We start from the raw sequence: 24,547 nt of genomic DNA, 5'->3' as shown, positions 1-24,547 counted from the left end.
TCAGCGGCCGCGCCAGTCCAGCAGCCGGTGGGTAAGCACCAGCAGGGCCGCGGTGAGCCCACCCATCACCGCCAGGTCGACCCAGAACGGCACGAGGACCGGCCCGGCGTGGAACACGTGCCGGAACGCGTCGGCGACGTAGGTGGTGGGGATGGCGTAGGCGACCGGTTTGAGCAGTGCCGGGTACGCGTCGAGCCGGGTCATCAGCGGGGACAGGAACAGCGCCACGGCCAGCACCAGGTTGCCGATGAGGTTGCCGACGATGCTGTTGGGCGCCCGCGACCCGAGGAACGCGCCCAGGCCCGCCAGGGTCAGCGCGGCCAGCGGCACCAGCGGCAACGCCGCCAGCACGCCGGTGCCGGGGATGCCGAGCAGGAACCAGCCCAGGGCCAGCATCGCCGCGACGCCGGGTAGCGAGAACAGCAGGTGCCCGGTGCACAGGGCCAACACCAGGCTGACCTTGGGCACGGGCAGGGTGGCCCAGTAGTCGAACTCGTGGTGTTCGCGGGCCAGGCCCAGACGGGCGCAGAGCATCACGGCCGGGCCCATCGCCAGCGACGCGGCCAGCGCGCCCCCGGCGAGGTAGCGCAGGTCGACGTCGCCGCCGCTGGTGTTGACGAAGAACAGGATGCCGGCGGGCAGCAGCACGCTGAAGAAGACGTAGAACGGGCCGGTGGTGCGGAACTCGGCCAGCACCACCGGCAGCAGCCGCAGGTACGCGGACAGCGCCGAGGGCCGGGCCGGGCCGGTGGTGTCAGCCAAGACGGTCCCTTCCGCCGAGCTGAAGGTAGACGTCCTCCAGCGAGGGTCCCTGCACGCGCAGGTCGGACAGGCCGGTCGGCCCGATGCGGTCGGCGACGGCGTCGAGCACGTCCCGGACGCGGTCGCGGGCCACCAGCAGCAGGGCCCGGTCGCCGTCGCGGACGAGTTGGTCGCCCGCGTCGGCGAGCAGTTCGTCCAGGACCGGGTCGGTGTGCTCGGGCAGGGCGATGTCGAGACGGACCCGCTGGTCGACGCGGCGGCGCAGCTCGGCGGTGGGGCCGAGGGCCAGCAGGCGGCCGTGGTTGACCAGCCCGACCCGGTCGATGACCCGCTCGGCTTCGGCGACGTCGTGGGTGACCAGGATGATGGTGCGGCCCTCGGCGTTGAGTTTGCGCAGGTGGTCCCAGACGAGGCGGCGGGCGGCGGGGTCGAGGTCGTTGGTGGGCTCGTCGAGGATGAGCACGGGCCGGTCGGCCACCAGCGTGACGGCCAGTGACACCAGTCGTTTCTCGCCGCCGGACAGAGTGCGTACGCGGCGGGCGGCGAGCTGGTCGATGCCGAGCAGGGCGAGCAGGGCGGCGGTCTGGGCGCGGGCGGCCACGGTGGTCAGGCCGCGCAGGCGGCCGGTGTGGTGCACCGCCTCGGCGGCCGTGAGGTCGAGCAGGGCGGCGGGGCTCTGTGGCTGCAGCGCGACGTGCTCGGCGACGACGTGCGGGTGGGCGGTGACATCGGTGCCGAAGAGGGTGATGCGGCCGCTGGTGGGGCGGAGCAGCCCGGACAGTTGCCGGACGAGGGTGGTCTTGCCCGCGCCGTTGGGGCCGAGCAGGCCGAAGATCTCGCCGCGGGCGACCGTGAAGGTGATCTCGTCGTTGGCCGGGGCCGCGGCGCCGGGGTAGTGCTTGGTGACGGCTTCGATGTCGTACACCACGCTCATCGGTGCCCCTCTCCCCCGCTGCGGCCTGCGCGACTCTCGCATCGATTACTTTCAGAGTCAAGGACTTGCAATCATCGAATCGACGAAGTAGACCTGTAGCGCAGTTACCGGGGGACTGCTTGGGGGATGTCGTGTCCGAAGTCGTCACACAGGTGGGGGTCGTCCTCGCGGTCAGGGCCGAGCTGACACCTGGGGCGACGGCGTTCCGGTTCGTGCGCGCCGGCGCCGACCCGGTCGAGCTGACCTACCGCGCGCTGCACGAGCGGGCCGGACGGGTCGCGGCGATGCTGGCCGAGGCCGGGGTGGGCCGGGGCGACCGGGTGCTGCTGGCGGCGCCCGCGGGGCTGGACTATGTCGCGGCGTTCTTCGGCTGCCTGTACGCGGGGGTGGTCGCGGTGCCCGCGTACCCGCCGCGCGGGTCGCGCCACGACCAGCGGCTGGCGGCGGTGGCCGCCGACGCCCGGCCCGCGCTGGCGCTGGGCACCGAGGAGTCGCGCGAGCGGGCGGCCCGCAGCGGCGCGCTGCCGCTGCCGTGGCGCACGGTCACGCGGGCCGACGGGTACGCGCCGCTGCCACCCGTCGCGGCCGGACCGGACGAGGTGGCGTTCCTGCAGTACACGTCCGGGTCGACCGGGGCGCCCAAGGGTGTGGTGGTGCCGCACCGGGCGTTGTCGGCCAACCTGCGGATGATCCGGGACAACTTCGCGCTGCGCGACGACGACGTGGCGGCGAGCTGGCTGCCGCCATACCACGACATGGGCCTGGTCGGCGGCCTGCTCACCCCGGTGTCCGCGGGGATCCCGTGCGTGCTGCTGGCCTCGACCGCGTTCGCGCAGGACCCGGTGTTCTGGCTGGAGACGGTGACGCGGCACGGGGTGACCGTGACCGGCGGCCCGGACTTCGGCTATCGGCTGTGCGCCGAACGCGTCACCGACGCGCGGTTGTCCGGGCTGGACCTGAGCCGGTGGCGGCTGGCGTTCACCGGCGCCGAGCCGGTACGCGCCCAGACCGTGGACCGGTTCACCCGGCGGTTCGCCGCCGCCGGTTTCGACCCCGCCGCGATGCACCCGTGCTACGGCCTGGCCGAGGCGACGCTGATCGTGTCGGGCGCGACCGCGGGCACCGGGCCGCGGAGGTGTCACGTCGATCGCGACGCGCTGGCCGCGGGCGTGGTCGTGCCGACCGGCGACGGTCAGGCGCTGGTGTCCAGCGGGCGCCCGCTGTGCCCGGTGCGGGTGGTCGACGAGCAGGGTGCCGACCGGGCCGCTGGGCAGGTCGGTCACCTCCTGGTGGGTGGGGACGGGGTCGCCGCCGGGTACTGGGGGGCGTCCAGCGTCGACTTCGACGGCGGCTGGCTGCGCACCGGTGACCTCGGCTTCCTCGACGGTGGGGAGCTGTTCGTCACCGGCCGGGCCAAGGAGCTGGTGATCGTACGCGGCCGCAACGTCTATCCGGCCGATGTGGAGGAGCAGGCGCTCGCGGCGCATCCGGCGCTGGCCGGGTCCGCGGCCGGAGCGTTCGCGGTGGCCGACGGCGGCGGCGAAAGCCTCGGCGTGGCGGTGGAGACCGACCGGCATCTGGCCCCGGAGCTGCTGCGCGAGGTGCTCGACGCGGTGCGGGCGGCGGTGGCCGAGAGCACCGGCGTCACCCCGGCGGTGCTGGTGGCGGTGCGCCGCGGCGGGCTGCCGCGCACCTCCAGCGGCAAGCTGCAACGCGCCGAGCTGCGCCGAGGCTACGAGCAGGGCACCCTGCCCCGGCTCGATCCGGCCGCGCCCGCGCCGGTGGCGACGTTGGCCGGTCTGGTGGCCGAGCTCGCCGCGCTGCTGCCGCCGTCGATCGGACCGGTCGGCGCCGACACCGCGCTGACCGCGGTGGGCCTGGACTCGCTCGGCGCGGCCGACCTCACCGCAGCCGCCCGGCGCACCGGCTGGGAACTGGACCTGGAGCTGCTGCTGGGCGGGGCGACGCTGGCCGAGGTGGCGGCCGTCGCCGTGCCGGTGACGCCGCCGCGGCTGGGCGCTCGGCCGCCCGCCGAGCGACCGTTCTGGCTGCACGAGCAGCTGGTGCCGGGCACGCCCGCGTACACGATGGCCGTCGCGGCGCGGTGTGCGGACGGAGTGGACCCCGATCGGCTCGACGCGGCGCTGCGCGAGGTGCTGCGACGCCATCCGGTGCTGCGTGGCCGCGTCGTGCCGGGGGGTGAGCCCGGCACCGTGGCCGTCGAGACCGACCCGGTTCCCGACCGGGTGCTGAGGGTGCTCGACGCGGTGCCCGTGGGCTTTCTCGACGCGCACCTGACCGCCCTGTGCTGGCCCCCGCCGCAGCTGACCCAGGGGCACCTGGTGCGCGCGACGCTGCTGCCGGTGACCGGCGGCGAGCCGGTGCTGCTGCTGGTGGCCCACCACGCCGTGGCCGACCAGCGGTCGGCTCGGGTGCTACTGGCGGAGATCGACGCCTGCTACGCCGGGCGCGAACTGGCGCCGCCCCCGGAACCGGGTCCGGTACCGGTACCGGACGATGAGGACCGGCGGTGGTGGCACGAGCAGTTGGCCGGGGTCGCCGAGCGGGCCGAACTGCCCGCCGACCAGCCCGCCCCGGCCGTCGCGACCCACCGAGGCCGAACGCTGCACCGCCGGCTGGCCACCGACGTGGCGAGGTTGGCCGAGGCGACCGCGTCGACCCGGTTCGCGGTGCTGCTGGCCGCGACGGCGGTGCTGGTGGCACGGCACACCGGCGAGCCGGAGGCGGTGCTCGGCGTGCCGGTCGACACCCGCGACGCCGGTGCGCGCGAGGCCGTGGGCTGCCTGGTGACGCTGGTGCCGGTACGGGTCGACCTGCGCCGAGCGGTCAGCACCGCCGACGCGATCGCGGCGGCACGGACCGCCCTCGCGGCGGTGCTGGCTCGGCCGATGCTGCCGGTGGATGAGCTCGCCGCCCTGGCCGGACGCGGCGTCCCGGGACGGCATCCGCTGTTCGACGTCGTCGTCGCCGACGAGTCCGCCACACCCGACGGGCTGGTGCCGGTGGACCGGGGCGGGGCCGCGTTCGACCTGTCGCTGCTGTTCGCTCCCGGCGAGGTCACGGTGGAGTACGCGCTGGACCGGTTCGCACCCGGCACCGCCGAACGGCTGGCCGACCGGCTGGAGACGCTGCTGGCGGCGATGGCCGCCGACCCGGCCCGCCCCTGGTACGCGCAGCCGCTGGACCCTGCCGCACCGCCGCACCTGCACACCCCGGCCCCCGCCGCGCCATCGGGTGCCGGGCTGCTGCACGAGATGGTGTGGGCGCAGGTCGACCGCACCCCCGACGCGCTCGCGGTGCATGACCGTGACACCCGCTGGAGCTACCGCGAGCTGCGGGAAAGGGCTGAGGCGGTGGCCGGGGGCCTGCGCTCGCGCGGGATCGGTCCGGGCGATGTGGTGGCGCTGCGGCTGCCCCGGTCGGCCGCGCTCATCGCGGCGATGCTCGGGGTGCTGGAGACCGGGGCGGCATACCTGCCGCTGGACCCCGGCTACCCGCCGGAACGCCTGGCCGCGATCCTCGCCGACGCCGCCCCGGCGGCCGTCCTGGGCGACCTCGAAGACGCCGAGCCGATCACCGGTACGGGTCCGTCACCGCAGGACGCGGCGTACGTCGTCTACACCTCCGGGTCGACGGGACGGCCCAAGGGCGTGGTCGTCGAGCACCGCCACATCGCCGCCTCGACCGCGGCCCGGCACGCCTGGTACGGACCACCGCCGCGCCGGTTCCTGCTGCTGTCCTCTCCCGCGTTCGACAGCTCCGTCGCCGGGATCTACTGGACCCTGACCGGTGGCGGCACCCTGCACCTGGCCGAGCCGGGCCTGGAACGCGACTCCGCGGCGGCCTGGCGGGTGCTGGCCGAGATCGGCGCCACGCACACACTGACCCTGCCGACGCTGTGGGCGGCGATGCTGGAAGCCGGAAGGGACCTACCACTGCCCGAACTGGACACCGTCGTGGTGGCCGGGGAGGAGTGCCGGGCCGACGTCGTGGCCCGGCACCACGCGGCGCTGCCGGACTGCAGGCTGGTCAACGAGTACGGGCCGACCGAGGCCGCGGTGTGGGCGACCGTGCAGGAGCTGCGTCCCGGCGGGTCCGGGGTGGTGCCGATCGGGTCGCCGGTGCCCGGCATGACCTGCCGGGTCCTGGACCGGTGGGGTGCGCCGGTGCCCGCCGGGATCGCCGGTGAGCTGCACCTGTCGGGGCCACAGGTGGCTCGCGGCTACCTGCGGCGGCCGGAGGAGACGGCCGTGTCCTTCTACGACGACCCCTGCTTCGGCCGTACCTACCGCACCGGTGACCGGGTAAGCGTCACCGGCGACGGGGTGCTGCGGTTCCACGGGCGCGTCGACGCCCAGGTCAAGATCCGAGGGCAGCGGGTGGAGCCGGGTGAGGTCGAGGCGGTGCTGGCCGGGCACCCGGCGGTGGCCGACTGCGCGGTCACCGCGTACGGCACCGGCGTGGGGGTACGGCTGGCCGCCTACGTGGTGCTCCGCCACGACCCGGGCCCTGACCTGCTCGGCTGGCTGGGCGAGCGGCTGCCTCCGGCGTACCTGCCGCAGGCGGTGCTGGCGGTGCCCGCGCTGCCGCGTACGCCCAATGGCAAGGTCGACCGGCGGGCCCTGCCCGACCCGGCCCCGGCCACGCGCGGCGGCCGCGGCCCGGACGGCCCGGCCGAGCGGGCGGTGGCCGAGGCGTTCGCCGCCGTGCTGGCGTGCGGGCCGGTCGGCGCCGACGACGACTTCTTCGCCCTCGGTGGCCATTCGCTGGCCGCCGCGCAGCTGTCCGCCCGGCTGGGCGCCTCGCTCGGGGTCGCGGTGCGGCTCGGCGACGTGTTCGAGGCGCCGACGGTGGCGCAGCTGGCCGCTCGACTCGGTCCCCGGCAGGCGACCGCCGCGGCGGTGCCGATCCAGCGCCAGCCCCGGACCGCGGCGACCGGCGCCGGGCGGAGCGGCGACCGGTGAACGGATACGACGAGTTTCCCGCCTCGGCGCAGCAGCGGGCCATGTGGTTCGTCGAGTCGCTGACCCCGGGCACGGCGCGTCACCACGTGCCCGCCGCCATGGACCTGTCCGGGCCGCTGGACGCCGCCGCGCTGCACCGGGCGCTGCGCGCGGTCGTGGCCCGGCACGAGGCGCTACGGACCGGCTTCGCGACCGTCGCCGGGCAGCCGGTACAGCGGGTGTTCGGCGCGGTCGACGTCGACCTGCCGGTGCGCGACGTCGCCTCGGCCGCCGAGGCCGACCTGGCCGAGGCCGACGTCGCGGTCGCGCCGTTCGACCTGGCCGGACCGTCGCTGCTGCGCGCCGAACTGCTGCGGCTGGGCCCCACCGAGCACCGGCTCGTCGTGGTGGCCCACCACCTGGTCTGCGACGCCTGGTCCAGCGCCCTGGTGCTGCGCGACCTCGCCATCGCCTACCGTGGCCGACAGCTGCCGCCCGGCCCGATCGAGTACGCCGACTACGCCGTCTGGCAGCGCGAACAGCTCACCCCCGACGTGGTCGCCGGGCACCTGGACCACTGGGGTGCGGTGCTGCGGCCGCTGCCCGAACCGGTGGCGCTGCCCGTCGACCGGCCCCGCCCGCCCGTACGCGGCGGCACGGGCGACACCCGCACCGCCCGCATCCCGGCGCGAACTCCGTTCCCGGTGCTGCTCGCCGCGCTGGCCGGGGCGGTATACCGGCTCACCGGCCAGTCCGACCTGGCCTTCGGCGTAGTCGCCGCGCAGCGTGACCGGGCCGAACTCGCCGAGATGGTCGGTTTCCTGGTCAACACCGTGCCGGTGCGGATACGTCCGGCGGGGGCGCGGCCGCTACGCGAGCTGCGGGAGCAGGCCGCGAAGGCCCTGGTCGACGCACTCGACCACCGTGACCTGCCGTTCGACCGCCTGGTGGAGGCGCTGCGGCCGCCCCGGGACCCGGCTCGGCTGCCGCTGGTGGACATCCTCGTCACCCACACGGCCGACGGGCTGCCCGAACTCGACCTGCCCGGCCTGTCGGCGCGGGTGCGGCGGCTGCCCACCGGCCTGGCCAAGGCCGACCTGACCGTCGAGGCCGCCGCCGGGGACGTGCACCTGGAGTTCGACCGCGACGTGCTCGGCCCGGACACCGCCGACTGGCTGGTCAGGGCGGTCACCACCCTGGTCGCCGCGCCCGACGAGCAGCCGCTGTCCGAGGTGGATCTGCTGTTCCCCGGGCAGGCCAAGGCGCTGTCGGCGTACGACGACGGGCCTGCCGTGACGGCGACGCCCGCGACGATGCCGCAGCGGTTCGCGGCGGTGGTCGCCGCCCACGCCGACGCGCCCGCGGTGGAAGCCGACGACGGCACCCGCACCTACGCGCAGTTGGCCGATGAAGTGCACCGCTGTGCGGCGGCGCTGGTACGGGCCGGGGTGCGGCCCGGGGATCGGGTGGGCGTACGCGCGGCCCGGTCGGTGTCGTGGCCGGTGCTGATGCTCGCCGCGATGTACGCCGGGGCGGCTCCGGTGCCGCTGGACCCCGGCTACCCGGCCGCCCGGCTGGAGGCGATGACGACCGCCGCCGCAGCGGCGATGGTGCTGGACGCGCCGCTGGACGCCGAGCCGCTGCCACTGCCGTCGGTCACCCCCGACGACCTCGCGTACGTGATCTTCACGTCCGGGTCGACCGGGCAGCCCAAGGGTGTCGCGGTCGAGCACGCGAGTCTGGTCCGGCTGGCCGACCACACCATCGCCCGGTTCGGCCTCGGGCCGGGCGACCGGGTGCTGCAGTTCGCCACCCCGAGCTTCGACGCCGCGATGTGGGACCTGGTGCTGGCGCTGTTGTCGGGCGCGACGCTGTGCCTGGCCGCCGCCCCGGCGCTGCTACCGGGACCGGTGCTGCGCGCGACGCTGCGCGACCGGCGGATCAGCTACGTGCTGGTGCCGCCGAGCGCGCTCGCGCTGGTGCCCGCCGACGAGCCGCTGCCCGACCTGCGGGTGCTGGTCAGCGGCGGCGAGGCGTGCCCGGCCGAGCTGGTGCGGCGGTGGGCGCCTGGACGGCGGTTCTTCAACGCGTACGGCCCGACCGAGAACACGGTGGTGGCGACCCTGTGGGAGGCCGCGCCCGGCCAGCCGGTCACGCAGCCGCCGCTGGGCGAACCTCTGCCAGGCGTGGGGGTGCACCTGCTCGACGAGGCGATGCGGCCGGTGCCGCCGGGGGTGCCCGGGGAGATCTTCCTCAGCGGCGCGGCCCTGGCCCGTGGGTACATCGGACGCGACGACCTGACCGCGGCCGCGTTCACCACCGGGCCGGGTGGCAGGCGCTGCTACCGCACCGGTGACCTGGCCGTGCGCGACGGCGCCGGGCGGCTGCGGTTCACCGGCCGCCGCGACGGACAGGTGAAGATCCGCGGGTTCCGGGTGGAGCCCGCCGAGGCCGAGCACGCGCTGCGCGCCCAGCCCGAGGTGACCGCGGCGGCGGTGGTCGCGCGGACTGGCCCGGTCGGGACGGAGCTGGTCGGCTACTACGTCGCGGCCGGGGTGCCCGGACCCGCCCCGGACGGACTGCGGGCGGCGTTGGCGCGGACGCTGCCGGGGTACCTGGTCCCGGCGCATCTGGTCGCCGTTCCGGCGCTGCCGGTCACGGCCGGCGGCAAGCTGGACCGTGCCGCGCTGCCCGACCCGGTCGTGCCCGTGCGCAGCCGACCACCCCGGCCGGGCCTGGAGCAGACCGTCGCCGCCGCGTGGTGCGAGGCGCTGGGCCTGGCCGAGGTCGGGGCCGAGGACAACTTCTTCGACGTCGGCGGCCACTCACTGGCGCTGGCGCGGGTCCACGCCCGGCTCTGCGTCGACCTGGGCCGGGACCTGGCCGTGGTGGACCTGTTCCGCCACCCGACGGTCGCCGCGCTGGCCGCGCACCTGTCCGGACCCGACACCGTCGCGGCCGCGGCCGCCGACGGGCGCGACCGGGCCGCACAGCGACGCGCCGCCCAGCAACTGCGCCGCCCGACCGGTGGAGGCGGGCGGTGACCAGGATCGCGGTGGTCGGCATGGCCGGGCGGTTCCCCGGCGCGGCCGATCCGGAGCAGCTGTGGCGCAACAGCCTGGCGGGCATCGAGTCGCTGAGCCGGTTCGACGTCGCCGACCTGGCCGCGTCCGGGCTGGACCCGACTCTGCTCGCTGACCCCGCGTACGTGCCCGCCGCCGGGGTGATCGACGGGGTGGACCGGTTCGACGCCGCCCTGTTCGGCTACTCCCCCCGCGAGGCGGAACTGCTCGACCCGCAGCACCGGCACTTTCTGGAGGTGGTGTGGTCGGCGCTGGAGCACGCCGGACGCGACCCGCTCGGGCTGGACCTGCCGGTGGGCGTGTTCGGCGGCGCGAGGCTCAACACGTACCTGGTGGAGAACCTGCTGCCGCACCGGGGCGGGTTCGACGACCTGGCGCTGCTGGGCACGCTGGTCGGCAACGACAAGGACTTCCTGGCCACCGGGGTCGCCTATCGGCTGGGGCTGACCGGGCCCGCGATGACGGTGCAGACGGCGTGCTCGACGTCGCTGGTCGCCACGCATCTGGCCTGTCAGAGTCTGCTGTCGGGCGAGTGCGACCTGGCGGTGGCCGGAGGCGCGGCGATCGCCGTGCCGCACCTGGCCGGATACCGCCACCACCAGGGCGGCATCTACTCCCCCGACGGACACTGCCGGGCGTTCTCGGCCGACGCGGCGGGCACCGTCGGCGGCTCCGGGGTGGCCGCGGTGGTGCTGCGGCGGCTCGACGACGCGCTCGCCGACGGCGACCCCGTGCACGCGGTCATCCTCGCCTCGGCGGTGAACAACGACGGCCGTCGCAAGGTCGGCTTCACCGCCCCGAGCGTCGAGGGCCAGACCCGGGTCATCGCCGAAGCCCTGGCCCTGGCCGACGTGAACGCCGCGACTGTCGGCTACGTCGAGGCGCACGGCACCGGCACGCAGCTGGGCGACCCGATCGAGGTCACCGCGCTGACGGCGGCGTTTCGGGCCGACACCGACGCGGTCGGATACTGCGGCCTCGGGTCGGCGAAGCCCAACGTCGGCCATCTCGACGCCGCCGCCGGGGTGACCGGCCTGATCCGGGCGGTCCTGGCGGTACGGGACGGGATGGTCCCGCCGACCGTCCACTTCCGGCACCCGAACCCGGCCACCGGCCTGGAACGCAGCCCGTTCTTCGTGGCCGCGACGGCGCAGCCGTGGCGGGTCGCCGGGCCGCGCCGCGCCGGGGTCAGCTCGTTCGGGATCGGCGGCACCAACGCGCACGTGGTGCTGGAGCAGGCCCCGCCACGACCGGCCACCCCCGTCGGGGCCGGGCCGGAGCTGCTGGTGCTGTCGGCGGCCACGCCGCAGGTCCTCGACACCGCGCGCGAGCGCCTGGCCGAGGCGCTGACCGGCGCGGACCTGCCGCTCGGGGACGTCGCGGCGACACTGCGACACGGCCGCACCCCGATGGCGTACCGGCTGGCCGTCGTCGCCGACGACCCGGCTCGGGCCGCCGTCGCGCTCGGCCGCGCCGCGCCGTCGACGGCCGACGCCGATCCCCGGGTGGTGTTCCTGTTCCCGGGCCAGGGAGCGCAGCGGCCCGGCGCGGGAACGCACCTCTACCGGACCGAGTCGCACTACCGCGACGCGATCGACCATGCCGCGGCCGTACTGCGTCCGCGGTTGGGCCTGGACCTGCGCGATCTGCTGCACGCCGACCCGGACGACCCGCAGGCGGCGGCGCTGCTGACCCGGACCCGGCTGGCGCAGCCCGCGCTGTTCGCCACCGGCTGGGCGCTGACCCGGCTGTGGCGGTCGTGGGGGGTCGAACCGGCCGCGTTGGTCGGGCACAGCCTGGGCGAATACCTCAGCGCGACCGTGGCCGGGGTGTTCGCGCCCGACGACGCGCTGCGGCTGGTGGCCCGGCGCGGCGAGCTGATGGACGCGCTGCCCGGGGGCACGATGCTGGCCGTCCTGTCCGGTCCGGAGGCCGTCGCCGACCTGGTCGGCGGTGAGGTCGCGCTGGCGGCCGTGAACGCGCCCCAGGTGTGCGTGCTGTCCGGCCCGGATGAGCGGATCGCCGAAGTGGCGGTCGAGTTGGCCGGGCGCGGCGTGCGGACCCGGCCGGTCACGACCTCGCACGCGTTCCACTCGCCGATGATGGCCCCGGCGGCCGACGCGCTGCGGGCCGAGATCGCCACCCTGCGGCTGGGCACCCCGGCGATACCGTTCACGTCCAGTCTGACCGGTCAGTGGATCACGCCTACGCGGGCGGCAGATCCGGACTACTGGACCGAGCAGCTGCTGAGTCCGGTGCGGTTCGGCGACGCGCTGGCGGCCGCGACGGCTGCCGGGGCGGGTGTGCTGCTGGAGTTGGGACCAGGGCGCACGCTCACCGGGTTGGCGTCGGCGCAGGTGGGGGCGGGCTGGGCGGCGTACCCCGGGCTGGACGCGGGCGACCCGGCGACGGTACTGCGCGCGATCGGTGCCGCGTGGTGTGCGGGCGTACCGGTGGCACCGTCGGCCGCCGACGCCGGCAGGCTGTGGCGTCGCGTTCCGCTGCCGACCTACCCGTTCGACCGGCGCCGCTACTGGATCGACCCGCCTCGCCGTGCCACCGGGACGGCGCCCCTGCCGACGGTCGCGCCCGAGACTCCGGTGGCCGAGAGTCCCGTGGCGGAGACCGGGATGCAGCCGGACGTCGCCGCCCAGGTCGCCGAGATCTGGCGTGAGCTGCTGGGCGCGGCCGAAGTGGACAACGACGACGACTTCCGGGCCGTGGGCGGGCACTCGCTGCTGGGTGCGCAGCTGGGCGGCCGTTTGCAGGCCCGGTTCGGGGTGCGGCTGAACCTGGGCGACGTGCTGGCCGCCGGGACGCTGGGCAAGCTGATCGAACTGGTGCGCGAAGCCCTGTCCGAGGGCACCGTCGCCGCGTCACGCGTCGTTGCCCGCCCCGCCGACGCGGGCGCGCCGCTGACCTTCGCGCAGCAGCGGCTGTGGGTGCTGGAGCAGCTCGACCCGGGCACCGCCGTCTATCACCTCCCGTTCGTGCTGCACCTGCGCGGACCCCTCGACGTGACCGCCCTCGAACGGGCGCTGTCGCGGGTGCTGGCCCGGCACGAGGTGCTGCGCGCCAGGTTCACCGTCATCGACGGCGACCCCGCCCAGCCCGCCGCCGCGCCGCAGCCGGTCACGCTGACCGTGCACGAGCCGGGCGACCTGGACGCCGAGGTGCGTCGCCCGTTCGACCTGGCCACCGGACCGGCGATCAGGTTCCGGCTGGAACGGCTCGGCCCGGACGAGCACCGGCTCGTCGTCACGGCCCACCATCTGCTGCTCGACGGCTGGTCGGTCGGCGTGCTGGTGTCCGAGCTCGGCCGCGCCTACGCCGACCCGGACGCCGACCTCGGCCCGGCGCCGGTGCAGTGCGGCGACGTCGCCCACTGGCAGCGCGCCGCCGACACCGGCGGCCTCGACTTCTGGACCGAAGCCCTCGACGGGTACGACGACCAGCCCGCGCTGCCCTTCGGCTCGGCCACACCCGGCACGATGCCGAGCGGACGCGGCGGACGCGTCGAGGACCACCTCGACCTGCCCGCGACGCCCCGGCTCTACCCGCTGCTGCTGGCCGGGCTGGGGGTGCTGCTGTCCCGGCTGGGCGGCGCGGACCGCCTGGTCGTCGGCAGTCCCGTCGCCAACCGGCCGCACCCCGAACTGGAAGAGACCGTCGGCCTGCTCGCCAACACCCTGCCGATCCCGCTGGACCTGCGCGGCGAACCCACCGGGCGGCAGTTGCTGGCCCGGGTGACGTCGACCGTCGACGAGGCCCTGGCCCACCAGCAGGTGCCGTTCGAGCGGATCGTCGCGGCGGTCGGCGGCGGCCGTCGCGCCGAGCAGCATCCGCTGTTCAACGTGCTGCTGGTGCTGCAGAACGCGCCGATGCCGCCACTGCGGCTGGGCGAGCTGGACCTGACCGTGCAGGACGTGCACACGGGCACCGCGAAGTTCGACCTGACCGTCGACGTCACCCCGGTCGACGGGCGGCTGCGGGTGTCGTTCGAATACTCCGCCGACGCCTGGTCGGCACAGACCGCCGGGCGGATGCTCGCCCGGTATCTGCGGCTGCTGACGGCGCTGGCCGCCGACCTCGACCGCCCGGTCGGGCAGCTGCCGCTGCTCGACGCCACCGACTTGGCCGAGATCGCCGATTGGACGAGCACATCCGCGCTGCCGGAGCGGACCGTCACCGAGCTGGTCGACGCGGCCGTCGCCACGACACCCGACGCCCTGGCGGTGTCGGCGACAGACGGTGAGCTGACGTACGCGCAGCTGTCGGCGCGGGCCGACGCGGTGGCGGAGCTGCTGCACCGGGGCGGCGTCCGGCCCGGGGACCGGGTCGCGGTCTGTGCCCCGCGCGGGTCGGGCAGCGTCGCCGCGCTGCTGGGCGTCCTGCGTACCGGGGCGTGCTACGTCCCGCTGGATCCGTCGTATCCGGCGCCGCGCCTGGCCGCGATGCTCACCCGGGCGCAGGCTCGGCACGTGCTCACCCTCGGCGAGCCGGAGTTGCCGATCGAGGGGCGGACAAGGCACCGGATCGAGGACGCGGTCAGCGGACGGCGTGCGCCGCGGCATCGGGTCGAACCGGACGCGCTGTGCTACGTGGTCTTCACGTCCGGTTCGACGGGCCAGCCCAAGGGCATCGGGTTGGCGCATCGGGCCCTGGCGAACCTGGTGCAGTGGCAGGTCGAACGGTCGGCCGCGCACGGGGCAACCCGGACGGCGCAGTTGACGCCGTACAGCTTCGACGTGCACTTCCAGGAGGTGTTCGCGACCCTGGCGGCGGGCGGGACGCTGGTCGTGGCCGCCGACGAGCTGCGCCGCGACCCGGCCGAGCTGCTGCGCTGGCTGAACGCCGAGCGGGTCGGACGGCTGTTCCTGCCGTACGTCAGCCTCGCCGGGCTCGCCGACGCGGCCCGCCGCGCCGACACGGTGCCCACGTCGCTGCGCGAGGTCGTCACGGCCGGGGAACGCCTGCAGGTCACCGCGCCGGTACGGGAGCTGTTCACCCGGCTGCCCGACTGTGTGCTGGACAACCACTACGGCCCCGCCGAGAGCCATGTCGTCACCGCCGAGCTGCTGACCGGCGACCCCGCCGACTGGCCCGCGCTGCCCGCCATCGGCACCCCGCTGCCCGGCGTCGAACTGTCCGTACGCGACCGCTGCGGCGGCCCCGCCACCCCGGGCGCGCCGGGTGAGCTGGTCATCGGTGGGGTGCAGCTGTGCGACGGTTACCTCGACGATCCGCAGACGACCGCGCGGCGGTTCCACGACGGCCGGTACCGCACCGGTGACCTGGTGCGGCGGTTGGCCGACGGCAGATTGGAGTACCTGGGCCGGACCGACCAGCAGGTGAAGATCCGTGGGCACCGGGTCGAGCCGGAGGAGATCGAGACGGTGCTCGGCGGGCATCGGCTGGTGCGCGAATGCGCGGTGGTGGCCGGGCCGGGGCCGGACGGCAGGCTGCGGCTGCTCGCGTACGCCGTAACCGAAGCCACCGGCCCGCAGCTGCGCGAGTGGCTGGCCGCCCGACTGCCCACGCACCTGGTCCCGGCCCGGATCACGGCCCTGGCCGAGCTGCCGCGTACCCCCAGCGGCAAGGTCGACCGGCGGGCCCTGGCCGCCGTCACCGCACCGGTCGCCGCGCCCGCCGCCGCGCGGCTCGGCGACGTACGCGCGGCCCTGGTCGCCGACGCGATGGCGGCCGTGCTCGACCAGCCCGTCGGCCCGGACGACGACTTCTTCGCCCTCGGCGGCGACTCGATCCTGGCCATTTCCCTGACCGCCCGCCTCACCGAAGCCGGGATCGCCGTCGCACCCCGCGACGTCTTCACCCACCCCAGCCCCGCCGCCCTGGCCGAGGCCGCCGGTGCCACGGTGGACACCGTGCTGCCCGCCACGCCGCGTCAACTCGCGCTGCGTCAGGCCCGTCCACATCAGGCGGTGCTGCCGCAGCCGGGCCGCGTCGACCCGGCCGAGCTGCGCAAACTGCTCGACCGGCTGGTGGCCCGCCAGCCCGCGCTGCGGGCCCGCCTCACCGGCGCGGTCCTACGGCTGCCCGCGCCCGAACAATCGGGTCAGGACTCCCCGCTGGTCGAGGTCGACCTCACGGACTTGAGCCCGCTGGAGGCGTCAGAGCACGCCCGACGGCTCGCCGCGGACGCCGGGCGCGGGCTGTCGCCCGAGCGAGGTCCGGTGCTGGCCCTCGTGCTGTGCCACGGACCGGACCGGGACCTGCTCGCCCTCGCCGCCCACCCCGCGATGCTCGACGAGGCGTCCTGGCGCGAGCTGTGCGAGCGGCTCGGCGGGGAGCAGGTCGACGTCCCCGAAGGTGTCGACCGGTCCTGGGCGCGCTGGCTCGCCGCCCCCGTCCGGCCGCCCCGGCGTCCGGCCGACAACGCGCATCGGTCCTGGCCGCAGGAGGTGTACGCGGCCGGAGTGCTGCTGTCCGGCCACGATGTCGCCCTGATCCGCGACACCGCCCCGGCCGCAGCCCGCCGTGATGGCGCACTGGGCCAGTGGGAACGGGAGGTGTTCGTCCCGGCCGACCCGGTCCCGGCCGACCTCGCCGAGGCGCTGCGCCGGGTCAAGGACGCCACCGCGACCGTGCCGCCGGACGCCGATCCGGTGCCGGTGTCCCAGGCGGGAGCGTCGCTGTCGCTGCTGCGCGGCGTCGCACCGGCCGCGACCCTCACCCCGGCCGACTTCCCGCTCGCCAGACTGGACGCCGACGGCCTGGCCCGGATCGTCACCGCCTACGGCGTACCCGACGACGTCTACCCCGCCACGCCCCTGCAGCGAACCATGCTGGCCCGGATCGCCGACGGCGCCCGGCCCGGCCTGTACTCGGTGCGTACCACCGACGCGCTGCCTGCCTTCATCGACCCGGTCGCGCTGCGGGCCGCGTTCGACGCGCTCGTCGCCCGCCATCCCATCCTGCGCACCGCGTTCGTCCAGGACGGGCTCGACGTGCCGGTGCAGGTGGTGTGCGCGCGGGCGACCATGCCGTGGACCGATCTCGACTGGCGCGACGCCGCCGACCCGGCCGAGCTTCGGCGGCGCCTGCGCGAGCACCTCGACGCCGACTTCACCGCCCCGTTCGACCCCGCGAGCGCACCGCTGGCCCGGTGCACGCTGATCCGGCTGCGCGGCGGCTACCAGCTCGTCTTCACCGCACACCACCTGCTGCTCGACGGCTGGTCACGGTCGCTGCTGCTGCAGGACCTACCCGCGCTGTACGCCCGTGCGCTGACCGCCCGACCGGCCGCCGCCCGCCTACGTACCGCCGCACACCAGCTGTCGGCGCTGCCCCGACTCGGCCTGGGCGCCGCCCGGACGCTGTCGCGTGCCCAGCGCGAGCAGCACCTTCCTGCCGACCCACCGACCCCGGGCGACCACGCCGCCGCCCTCGCCGCCGTCGCGCCCGCGGACGAATACTGGGACCGCTACCTGCGCGACAGCCCCCGCGGCACGCCACTGCCGCCGGCCGCCCATCCGGATGCGGCAGGCGGCTACGGTCGACGGACCGCCGACGCGGAACACGCCACCATCGACGCGCTCACCCGGTTGGCGCGCGATCACGGCATCACCACGGCGGTCGCGGCCCAGGCGGCTTGGGCGACGGTGCTGGCGCAGCAGACCGGAGCAGCGGAGGTCGTGTTCGGCGTCACCACGTCGGGCCGTCGGGCCGAGCTGCCCGGATACGACCGGATGGTGGGATTGTTCATCAACACGCTGCCGCAGCGGGCCGTGCTCGGGCCGGACACCACCGGGTTGGATCTGATGCGGCGGATCCAGGCCGACGCCGCCGCTGCCCGGGAGGCCGAGCACGCGGCACTGGTCGACCTGGAGCGTCGGCACGGCGGTCGGCTGTTCGGCAGCATCGTCGTGGTCGACAACTTCCCTCAGCACGCCGGGCAGCACGAGCTGGCGGCGCTGCTGCGCCGGGGGCATCCGTTCGCGGGCGAGCACTTCGACCTGGGCATGACCGAGTTCCCGCTGCGGCTGGAGGTCATCCCGGTCGACGGGCTGCACGTAGCGCTCGGCCACCACCGCGACGAGTACGGCGACGCCGACGCCGACGCCCTGCTGTCCGACTGGCTGACCACCCTGCACCGCCTGGCGAAAGAGACCCTTTCCCCCGCCGCGCGTTGAACGCGCGGCGGGGCCCGTTCGGGCGGCGCCGGTCGGAACGCGTCGGCGGGCAGCCGCTGGGTGGCGATCGCGGGCGGGACTCCGGCCGGTAGCTGACCGCCGTCGGCGTCCTCCGCCGCGCGGACCTCCACGGTCCGCAATCGATCGATAGTCATCGAGCGGGGAGCTATGCTGCCCGCATGTCTGAACCCTCAGGAAAGCCGCACGCCACGCGGCCGCACACGGCTCACCTTGTCGCGGCCTGGTTGTGCGCGGCGGGAGCGGCGGCGACGGCGACGTTCTTTGTCCTCGCGCTGGCTTCGGGCAGTCTGACCGGCCGAGACGACACGACCGTGGGCGGCGCAGCCCTGGTCGCCGTCGTCCTGTTCCTGACTGTGACCGCGGCCGTCGCTGCCCTGCTCGCTTATGCGGGCCACGCCGTGTGGAGCCGTGGCCGTCGGCTGCCGGCCGGGCTCCTCGGCGGCGTGGCGCTGGTGATCGGAACGGCTGCGCTGCTCGTGGAGTTCGCCGAGTCCGGCGGCAGGGAGGAAGGCGCGCTGGTCGGATGGGGCGCCATGGCAACCTGGGCGCTGGCCCTGCTGGTGGCGGTCTCGATTCCAGCACGCGCGCAGGTACAGCCTGGCGAATTGGCCAACCGCAGGTAAGCCCGAGTGCCGCTGCCGTACTAGGACCATGGCCAGGTGATGACCTGCCAGTCGTGGATACGGGAATCCATCGCGTCGATCCGCTGCCGGAGCGAGCGCGCGTCCGCCGGTGGGAGGACCGGCAGCACGCGATCAAGCAGCAGCCGGTCCGTCAGCGGGTCCGGGCAGCAGCCCGATTCGCCGCAGCCGCGGATCCGCACCCGGCGGGCATCGTCGGCGTGGGTGAACCGCTCCCATCCGCGCAGAGCTTCGAAGACGGCACCTGGCCGTAGTTCGAGTCGCTCCAGCCGCGCGATCTCGGCGAGTCCTCGGGCGGAGATGTTCGAGGCGAGCGGGACGCGCTCGCCCGGCTGGCGGCGACGAGGCAGGTCGGCTCGTACTCTGGCCGGTGCTCTACGAGCCATGGGCCTTTCGAGTGGTCGTCATTTCGAGATCGTCGCATGCCACCGAGCGCGCACGCGAGCCTATTGCGGCGCCCTGCCTGCGGCCACGTGGAGGCCCGCCGCCCCGCTGGCGGTCGATCTGCCAGCCGAGGCCGGCGGGCTCGGGGACGTCCGGGCGGCCTCGGCTGAACGTCACGGCAGCGTGAAGGTCTTACCCGCCAGGGTGGCGTCGGTGGGCAGCGGGCCCGCTGCCAGCCCGGTCGGGCGCGGCCGCAGTCCCGGTACGTCGCCGAAACCGTCGGTCCGGTCGGTCACCCGCACCGTCACCGGCCCGGACCCCGCGAAGCGCAACCTCACCTCGATACCTTCGGACGGCAGGGCGTGGAACTCGAACCCCCAGCCCCACTTCCCGGGCCGCGCCGGCGCGCCGTCGACCGGCACCTCGACACCGTCCACGGTCGCGGCCACCGGCTGCGGCCCGTCCGTGGCCACGTGGAACGACAGCACCCCCGCCGAACGGGTGGAGCGCAATGTGAACACGACCGACCCGGCGCCGGTGGCGCCCGGCTTGATCGCCAGCTCCGGCGGCGCCAGGGCGATCGTCGGAGCGGGGCCGGTGTGGTAGTCCGACAGCAGTCCGCCGACCAGGGTCGGGAACTGCGGTTCCACCGACTCCACCCGCCCGGTCAGGTAACCGGTGGTCCAGGCGTCGGGGGTGGCGTCGGGCGAGAGCCAGCGGGCCGTGCCGGAGTCCGCGTCGTACGCGTAGAGCAGGTGTGACGGGCGCGGATGGTCCGCGTCGACCGGGTCGGTGACCAGCCCGGCGGCCAGCAGCGCCGCGACCGTCACCGCCGCGACCGCCGCGACCAGCCCGGCGCGGCGGGGTACCAGCAGGTCCAGCAGCGGCAGCGCGGGCACGGCCAGCAGCGCGATCAGCGCGGCCGGGGCCGCGCCCAGAGCCAGCCCCAGCGCCGGATGGAGCAGCGCCACCACCGGCGCCGTCACGAGCAACGTCGCCAGCGCACCCACCTGCACCGCGATCGGCCACCACGGCACCAGGGTCGGCCGGGCCAGCGCGACACCGCCCGCGACCGCGCTGACCAGCACCGGCAGGCTGAACAGGTACGACGCGCCGGGCGCGAGCAGCGCCAGCGCCAAGCCCAGCAGCCCCAGCCAGGTCAGCCCACCGGCCGACAGCGCCGCCGCGCCCAGCCGCCGCCGCATCAGCAGCCACCAGCCAGCGGCTGCCAGCAGCGCGGCCCCGGTCAGCGCGGCGCGATACCAGCCCGGTTCGTAGGTGTCGCCGAGGACGAAGGCCCCGTACTCCGGCCGGAGCGCGACGGCGAGCTGCCACAGTGCGACCGCGAGCAGCACGGCCGCGATGACGGGGACCAGCCCCGTGCCGAACGCGACGGCGTACCGGCCGAGGCTGAGCTGCCCGGCGCGGCGGGCCAGCGTGACCAGTCCCGCCAGCGCGAGCAGCGCGGCGACGGCGAGGGGCAGGACCAGCCCGTTCGGGTAGCGCACGAGGCCGAGCGGGGTCCAGAAGTAGGTGTCGGCGCCGTCGTCGAGGTGGGCCAGGTCGGCGTCGCCGAGCGAGCGGGCCAGGGCCAGCACGAGTTCGCCCTCGTGCTGGAGGCTGGCGCCGTCGACGTGCTCGGCCGAGTCACCCGGGGTGTGGTAGCGCGGTGATCCGTCCAGGTAGGCGACGTTGAGTCCGGCGAATCCGGCGTCGCGCCACTCGGTGAAGTCGGTGTCGTTGGGCAGCCGCCGGTAGACCTCGGCCGACAGGGAGAACCCGAGCGGCGTGGGCGTGTCGGCGTAGTGGCCGATCAGCGAGCTGTTGGCGGCGGAGGTCTCGAACATCAGCGCGGGTCCGCGGTCCCCCCGTGCCTCCAGGTTGACCACCACCGCCCCGGCCGGGTCGGGGTGGCGGGTGTCGAGGAACAGGCGGGCGCCGAGCAGCCCTGGCTCCTCGCCGTCGGTGAGCACCAGCGCGAGGTCGTTGCGGGCGCCGGGGCCCTGGCTGAGCGCACGGGCGGCCTCCAGCAGCGCGGCGACCCCGGCCGCGTCGTCGTTGGCGCCGGGTCCGGTGCGTACCGAGTCGAAGTGGGCGGTGAGGTAGACGGTGCCGGTGCCGGCGGTGCCGGGGCGGCGGGCGACCAGGGTGGTGACGCGTCCGATCGGGACGGGCGTGCCGAGGCGGGGGTTGGCGGCGGTGCCGACGATCGGGTCGAGCGTCCAGCCGAGGCCGCCGAGCTGCTGCGCCAGGTACCCGAGGACGCGGGCGTGGGCGGCGGTGCCGCTCGGGTGCGGCTGGGCGGCGATGGCCCGCACGTGCTCCATCGCCCGGGTGGCGGAGAACCGGTCGGCCGGGGCGGCCGCGGGCGCGGGCGACGGCGGCCGCATGCCCAGCATCACTGCCGTCGCGGTGGCGAGCAGGACGAGCAGGGCGGCGGCGCCGGTCAGCGCGGGGCGGCGGAGAGAGGTCGACTGCACCCGGGGAGTGTATGCGGTCATGGAAATCCCCGAATACCTCTGCGGTGCGGCCGGTCCGCGCCGGACCCGGACACCCGGCGCGGACCGGCCGTACGTCAGATCGGGTTCCAGCCGTCCGATCCGGCCAGGTACTTCTGCGGCGTGTAGTTGGCCGCCTGGGCGTCGCTCAGTTGCGGCCGGTTGCTGTTGACGCCCGCCCCGGCGCCGGTGTTGCGGTATTCCAGGAACCGGGCGTTCTGCCAGGTGCTGGTGGACATGTCGGTCCACGGCTGGGCGGTCTTGATGGTGTTGGTGAGGGTGGACTCGCGGTAGAGCACCTGCGCGTCCTGTCGCCACGGCCGCCCGAGCTGGGTGGTGTTGGCGGTGGCGCCGGAGACGGTGGACTTGTAGATCAGGATGCCGTACAACCGGTCGGCGGGGGTGCTGGCGGCGGTGATCGGGCCGCCGGTGGTGCGCTTCTCGTAGATCTGGCAGGCGTTGAAGACGGCGATGCCGCCGCCGTAGATGAAGTCGACCGTGCCCTCGACGTAGGAGTTGACGAAGTAGACCCGGGCCGAGTTGTTCACCAGCAGGGTGTCCTGGTTGCCCAGCAGCCGTATGTTGTCGAACCTGCCCCGGTCGACGTTGAGGTTGAGCGCCAGCGCCTGCACGCCGATGCCGTAGTCGTTGGAGACGGTCAGGTTGGTCGCCGCGAAGTCGTGCCCGAACACCGTGATCGTCGAGCCGTTGTTGGCGCTGCCGTCGGCGGCGTTGTGGTTGTTCACGATCACGGTCGCGCCGGCCGACGAGCCGAGACCCTGCAGGGTGACGTACGGCCGGTCGGTCGGGATCACCACGGTCTCGCGGTAGGTGCCCGCCTTGATCGTGATGACCCGGCGGCTGGTGTTGCCCGAGGGCACCGCGTTGATCGCCGCCTGGACGCTGGTGTACTGCCCGGTGCCGTCGGTGGCGACCGTCGGGGTGCCCGGCGGGGTGCTGGGCGCGGTGCCGACCAGGTTGAACGCGATCTGCATCCGCGCGATGTCGGCGCAGGACTCCTGCACGATCGGGTTGTTGCCCGCGGTGGAGCCGTCCTTGTCGCTGACGCACTGCGCGGTCGCGGCGCTGACCACCAGGTACTTGCCGGACGCCGCCGACGAGGCGGTGAAGGTCCACAGTTGGTTGGTCTGCGCCGCGCAGCCCCACTGCTGCAGCTGGGTGCCGGAGGTGGTGGAGGCGCCGGGCACATCCACGCACATGCCGCTGTTGATGTTGACCAGCTGGAACTTGCCGGAGTTCGCGACGACCCGCCACTGCTGCCGGGTGGCCCCGGCCGCGCAGGCGGCCTGGGTCAGCTTGGTGCCGCTGGCCGTCGAGGAGCCGGGCACCTCGACGCACTTGCCACTGACGCCGGGCACCAGCGTGTAGACGCCGCCCGCAACCGGGGCGACCGCCGCCTGCGAGGTGGCGGGCAGCAGCAGCGCCGTCGCCGACGCCACCACGACCAGGGCCAGCGCGGCCGGCAGCGGCCTGATTGCACGGGTACGGGTCATGTCAGGCTCCGATGTTCGACTGGGGACCGGCGTACGTGGTGACCAGCGCGGGCACGTTGGCGGCCGGGTCGAGGGTGTAGGCGTAGAACGACGACGGGTCGAACGCCGACCCGTTGGTCGTCGCCTTGCCGGTGCAGTTGACGAGGATGCTGCCCCGCTGCACCAGCTGCGCGGCCGTGGTGTCCGGGTAGTACGGGTTGGCCACGTTGGCGAAGTAGCTGTTCTCCAGCACCATCTTGGTGGCCCCGCGCGACAGGTTGCCGTACGAGGTGACGTTCTGCAGGTAGTTGTTGTACAGGTGCGCGTAGGCGACGTTGTCGGTGCTGGGATTGCGCTGGTTGGTGTCGTGGATCCAGTTGTGGTGGATGGTCATCCGCGCGGTGACGTTGTCGGTCCAGCCGATGCCGAAGGTCTTGTTGTGGTCGGACAGCACGTTCCAGGACACGGTCAGGTAGGTGGTGTCCTTGCGGCTGTCGATCAGGCCGTCGTTGGTGTGGGTGATCAGGTTGTGGTCGATCCAGATGTGGTCGGCGGTGTCCATCTGGATGCCGTCGTAGTCGAAGTCCTTGTCGTCGGGGTCGTCGGAGGCGACCTCGGTCTCGCCGATCGTCAGGTTCCGGATGATCACGTTGCGCACCCCGATGCCGAGGAAGATCCCGCCGTGCAGGATCTTGCCGTTGCGACCCACCCCGATCAGGGTCTTGTTCGAGGTCACCGGGATCTCGTAACCGAAGGTGGGCACGGTGATCGCCGCGTTGATCCGGATGGTGTACGGCGACGACGACGTCGCGTACGCGAGCAGGTCGGCGTACGTGGTGACGGTGACGGTCGCCCCGCCCGCGCCACCGGTCGTCCCGGCGGCGAACCCGTCGGCGGTGTTGGACCAGGTCCGGCCGGACGCGGTCGGGCTGGGCGCGGCACCGACCAGGTTGAACGCCCACTGCATCCGGGCGACGTCGGAGCAGGTCTCCTGCACGATCGGGTTGTTGCCCGCGGTGGAGCCGTCCTTGTCGCTGACGCACTGGGCGCTGGAGACGCTGGTGATGCGGTACTTGCCGGACGCGGCGGCCGAGGCGGTGAAGGTCCACGACTGGTTGGCCTGCGCCGAGCCGCAGCCCCACTGCTGCAGCTGGGTGCCGGAGGTGGTGGCGGCGCCGGGGACGTCGACGCACATGCCGCTGTTGACGTTGACGAGGTTGTACGCGCTGCCAGCGGTGGCGACCCGCCACTGCTGGCGGGTGGCCCCGGCCGCGCAGGCGGCCTGGGTCAGCTTGGTGCCGGAGGCGGTGGAGCTGCCGGGCACCTCCAGGCATTTGCCACTGGCGCCGGCGACCACGGTGTAGACGCCGCCGGGCAGCGGTGTGGTGGCCGCCTGCGAGGGCAGCATGTTCACGCCGACCACCACGGCGGGCACGGCGACCAGCACCGCGGCGGCGCTGATCAGTCGCGTTGCGGTCCGGGAACGGGGACGGGACGGTTCGGGCATGGGATGGCCTTCCTGCGCGCCCCGCGAGGCGCGCACCTGGTGGGACCGCCGCCTCTGGCCGTAGGGAGGGCAGACGCGCGGTCCGGCGGGTCGGCACGCCTGCCGGG

The 24,547-nt window shown here is 74.8% G+C and carries 10 protein-coding genes; 4 read left to right on the top strand and 6 right to left on the bottom strand.

The genetic code is table 11. The features are described from left to right. Positions 1-762 (bottom strand): ABC transporter permease, encoded by a 762-nt coding sequence (locus tag KUA19_RS11455; protein ID WP_217396172.1) that lies wholly within the window; start codon positions 760-762, stop codon positions 1-3. Then, the gene (locus tag KUA19_RS11450) at positions 755-1,696 is read right to left on the bottom strand and encodes an ABC transporter ATP-binding protein (protein ID WP_217396171.1); all 942 of its coding nucleotides are present in this window, start codon (positions 1,694-1,696) and stop codon (positions 755-757) included. Before KUA19_RS11450 ends, KUA19_RS11455 begins: the two co-directional genes overlap by 8 nt. Before the next feature lie 131 nt (positions 1,697-1,827). On the opposite strand from KUA19_RS11450, the gene KUA19_RS11445 reads away from it, so the two are divergent. The 4 genes from KUA19_RS11445 (at position 1,828) to KUA19_RS11430 (ending at position 18,540) form a co-directional block, all read left to right on the top strand. Then, on the top strand, positions 1,828-6,681 hold the full coding sequence (locus tag KUA19_RS11445; protein WP_217396170.1) for a non-ribosomal peptide synthetase: 4,854 nt from the start codon (positions 1,828-1,830) through the stop codon (positions 6,679-6,681). Further along, positions 6,678-9,704, top strand: a complete 3,027-nt coding sequence (locus tag KUA19_RS44505; protein ID WP_217396169.1) for a non-ribosomal peptide synthetase — start codon at positions 6,678-6,680, stop codon at positions 9,702-9,704. The genes KUA19_RS11445 and KUA19_RS44505 overlap by 4 nt, the downstream gene beginning before the upstream one ends. Next, entirely contained in the window at positions 9,701-17,896 is an 8,196-nt protein-coding gene (locus KUA19_RS11435; RefSeq protein ID WP_217396168.1) for a non-ribosomal peptide synthetase/type I polyketide synthase, read from the top strand. The genes KUA19_RS44505 and KUA19_RS11435 overlap by 4 nt, the downstream gene beginning before the upstream one ends. Before the next feature lie 179 nt (positions 17,897-18,075). Continuing rightward, positions 18,076-18,540, top strand: coding sequence for a hypothetical protein (locus KUA19_RS11430; RefSeq protein ID WP_217396167.1), 465 nt, complete (start codon positions 18,076-18,078; stop codon positions 18,538-18,540). Between the two features lie 20 nt (positions 18,541-18,560). Here KUA19_RS11430 and KUA19_RS11425 read toward each other — a convergent pair whose 3' ends face one another. From KUA19_RS11425 to KUA19_RS11410, 4 genes are all read right to left on the bottom strand, one after another. Then, a complete protein-coding gene (locus KUA19_RS11425; protein WP_217396166.1) occupies positions 18,561-18,944 on the bottom strand; it encodes a hypothetical protein in 384 nt (127 codons plus the stop codon). Between the two features lie 171 nt (positions 18,945-19,115). After that, the gene (locus KUA19_RS11420; RefSeq protein ID WP_217396165.1) at positions 19,116-21,422 is read right to left on the bottom strand and encodes a M28 family peptidase; all 2,307 of its coding nucleotides are present in this window, start codon (positions 21,420-21,422) and stop codon (positions 19,116-19,118) included. 95 nt (positions 21,423-21,517) lie between these two features. Beyond that, a complete protein-coding gene (locus tag KUA19_RS11415) occupies positions 21,518-22,954 on the bottom strand; it encodes a pectinesterase family protein (protein WP_217396164.1) in 1,437 nt (478 codons plus the stop codon). Between the two features lies 1 nt (position 22,955). Then, on the bottom strand, positions 22,956-24,440 hold the full coding sequence (locus KUA19_RS11410) for an RICIN domain-containing protein (RefSeq protein ID WP_254549190.1): 1,485 nt from the start codon (positions 24,438-24,440) through the stop codon (positions 22,956-22,958). Between the last annotated feature and the right edge of the window lie 107 nt (positions 24,441-24,547).

Origin of the sequence: Catellatospora tritici (assembly GCF_019083965.1) — a bacterium.
Classification (GTDB): domain Bacteria; phylum Actinomycetota; class Actinomycetes; order Mycobacteriales; family Micromonosporaceae; genus Catellatospora; species Catellatospora tritici.
Note: the sequence above shows the minus strand (reverse complement) of the source record. Positions and strands in the feature narration are given on the sequence as shown.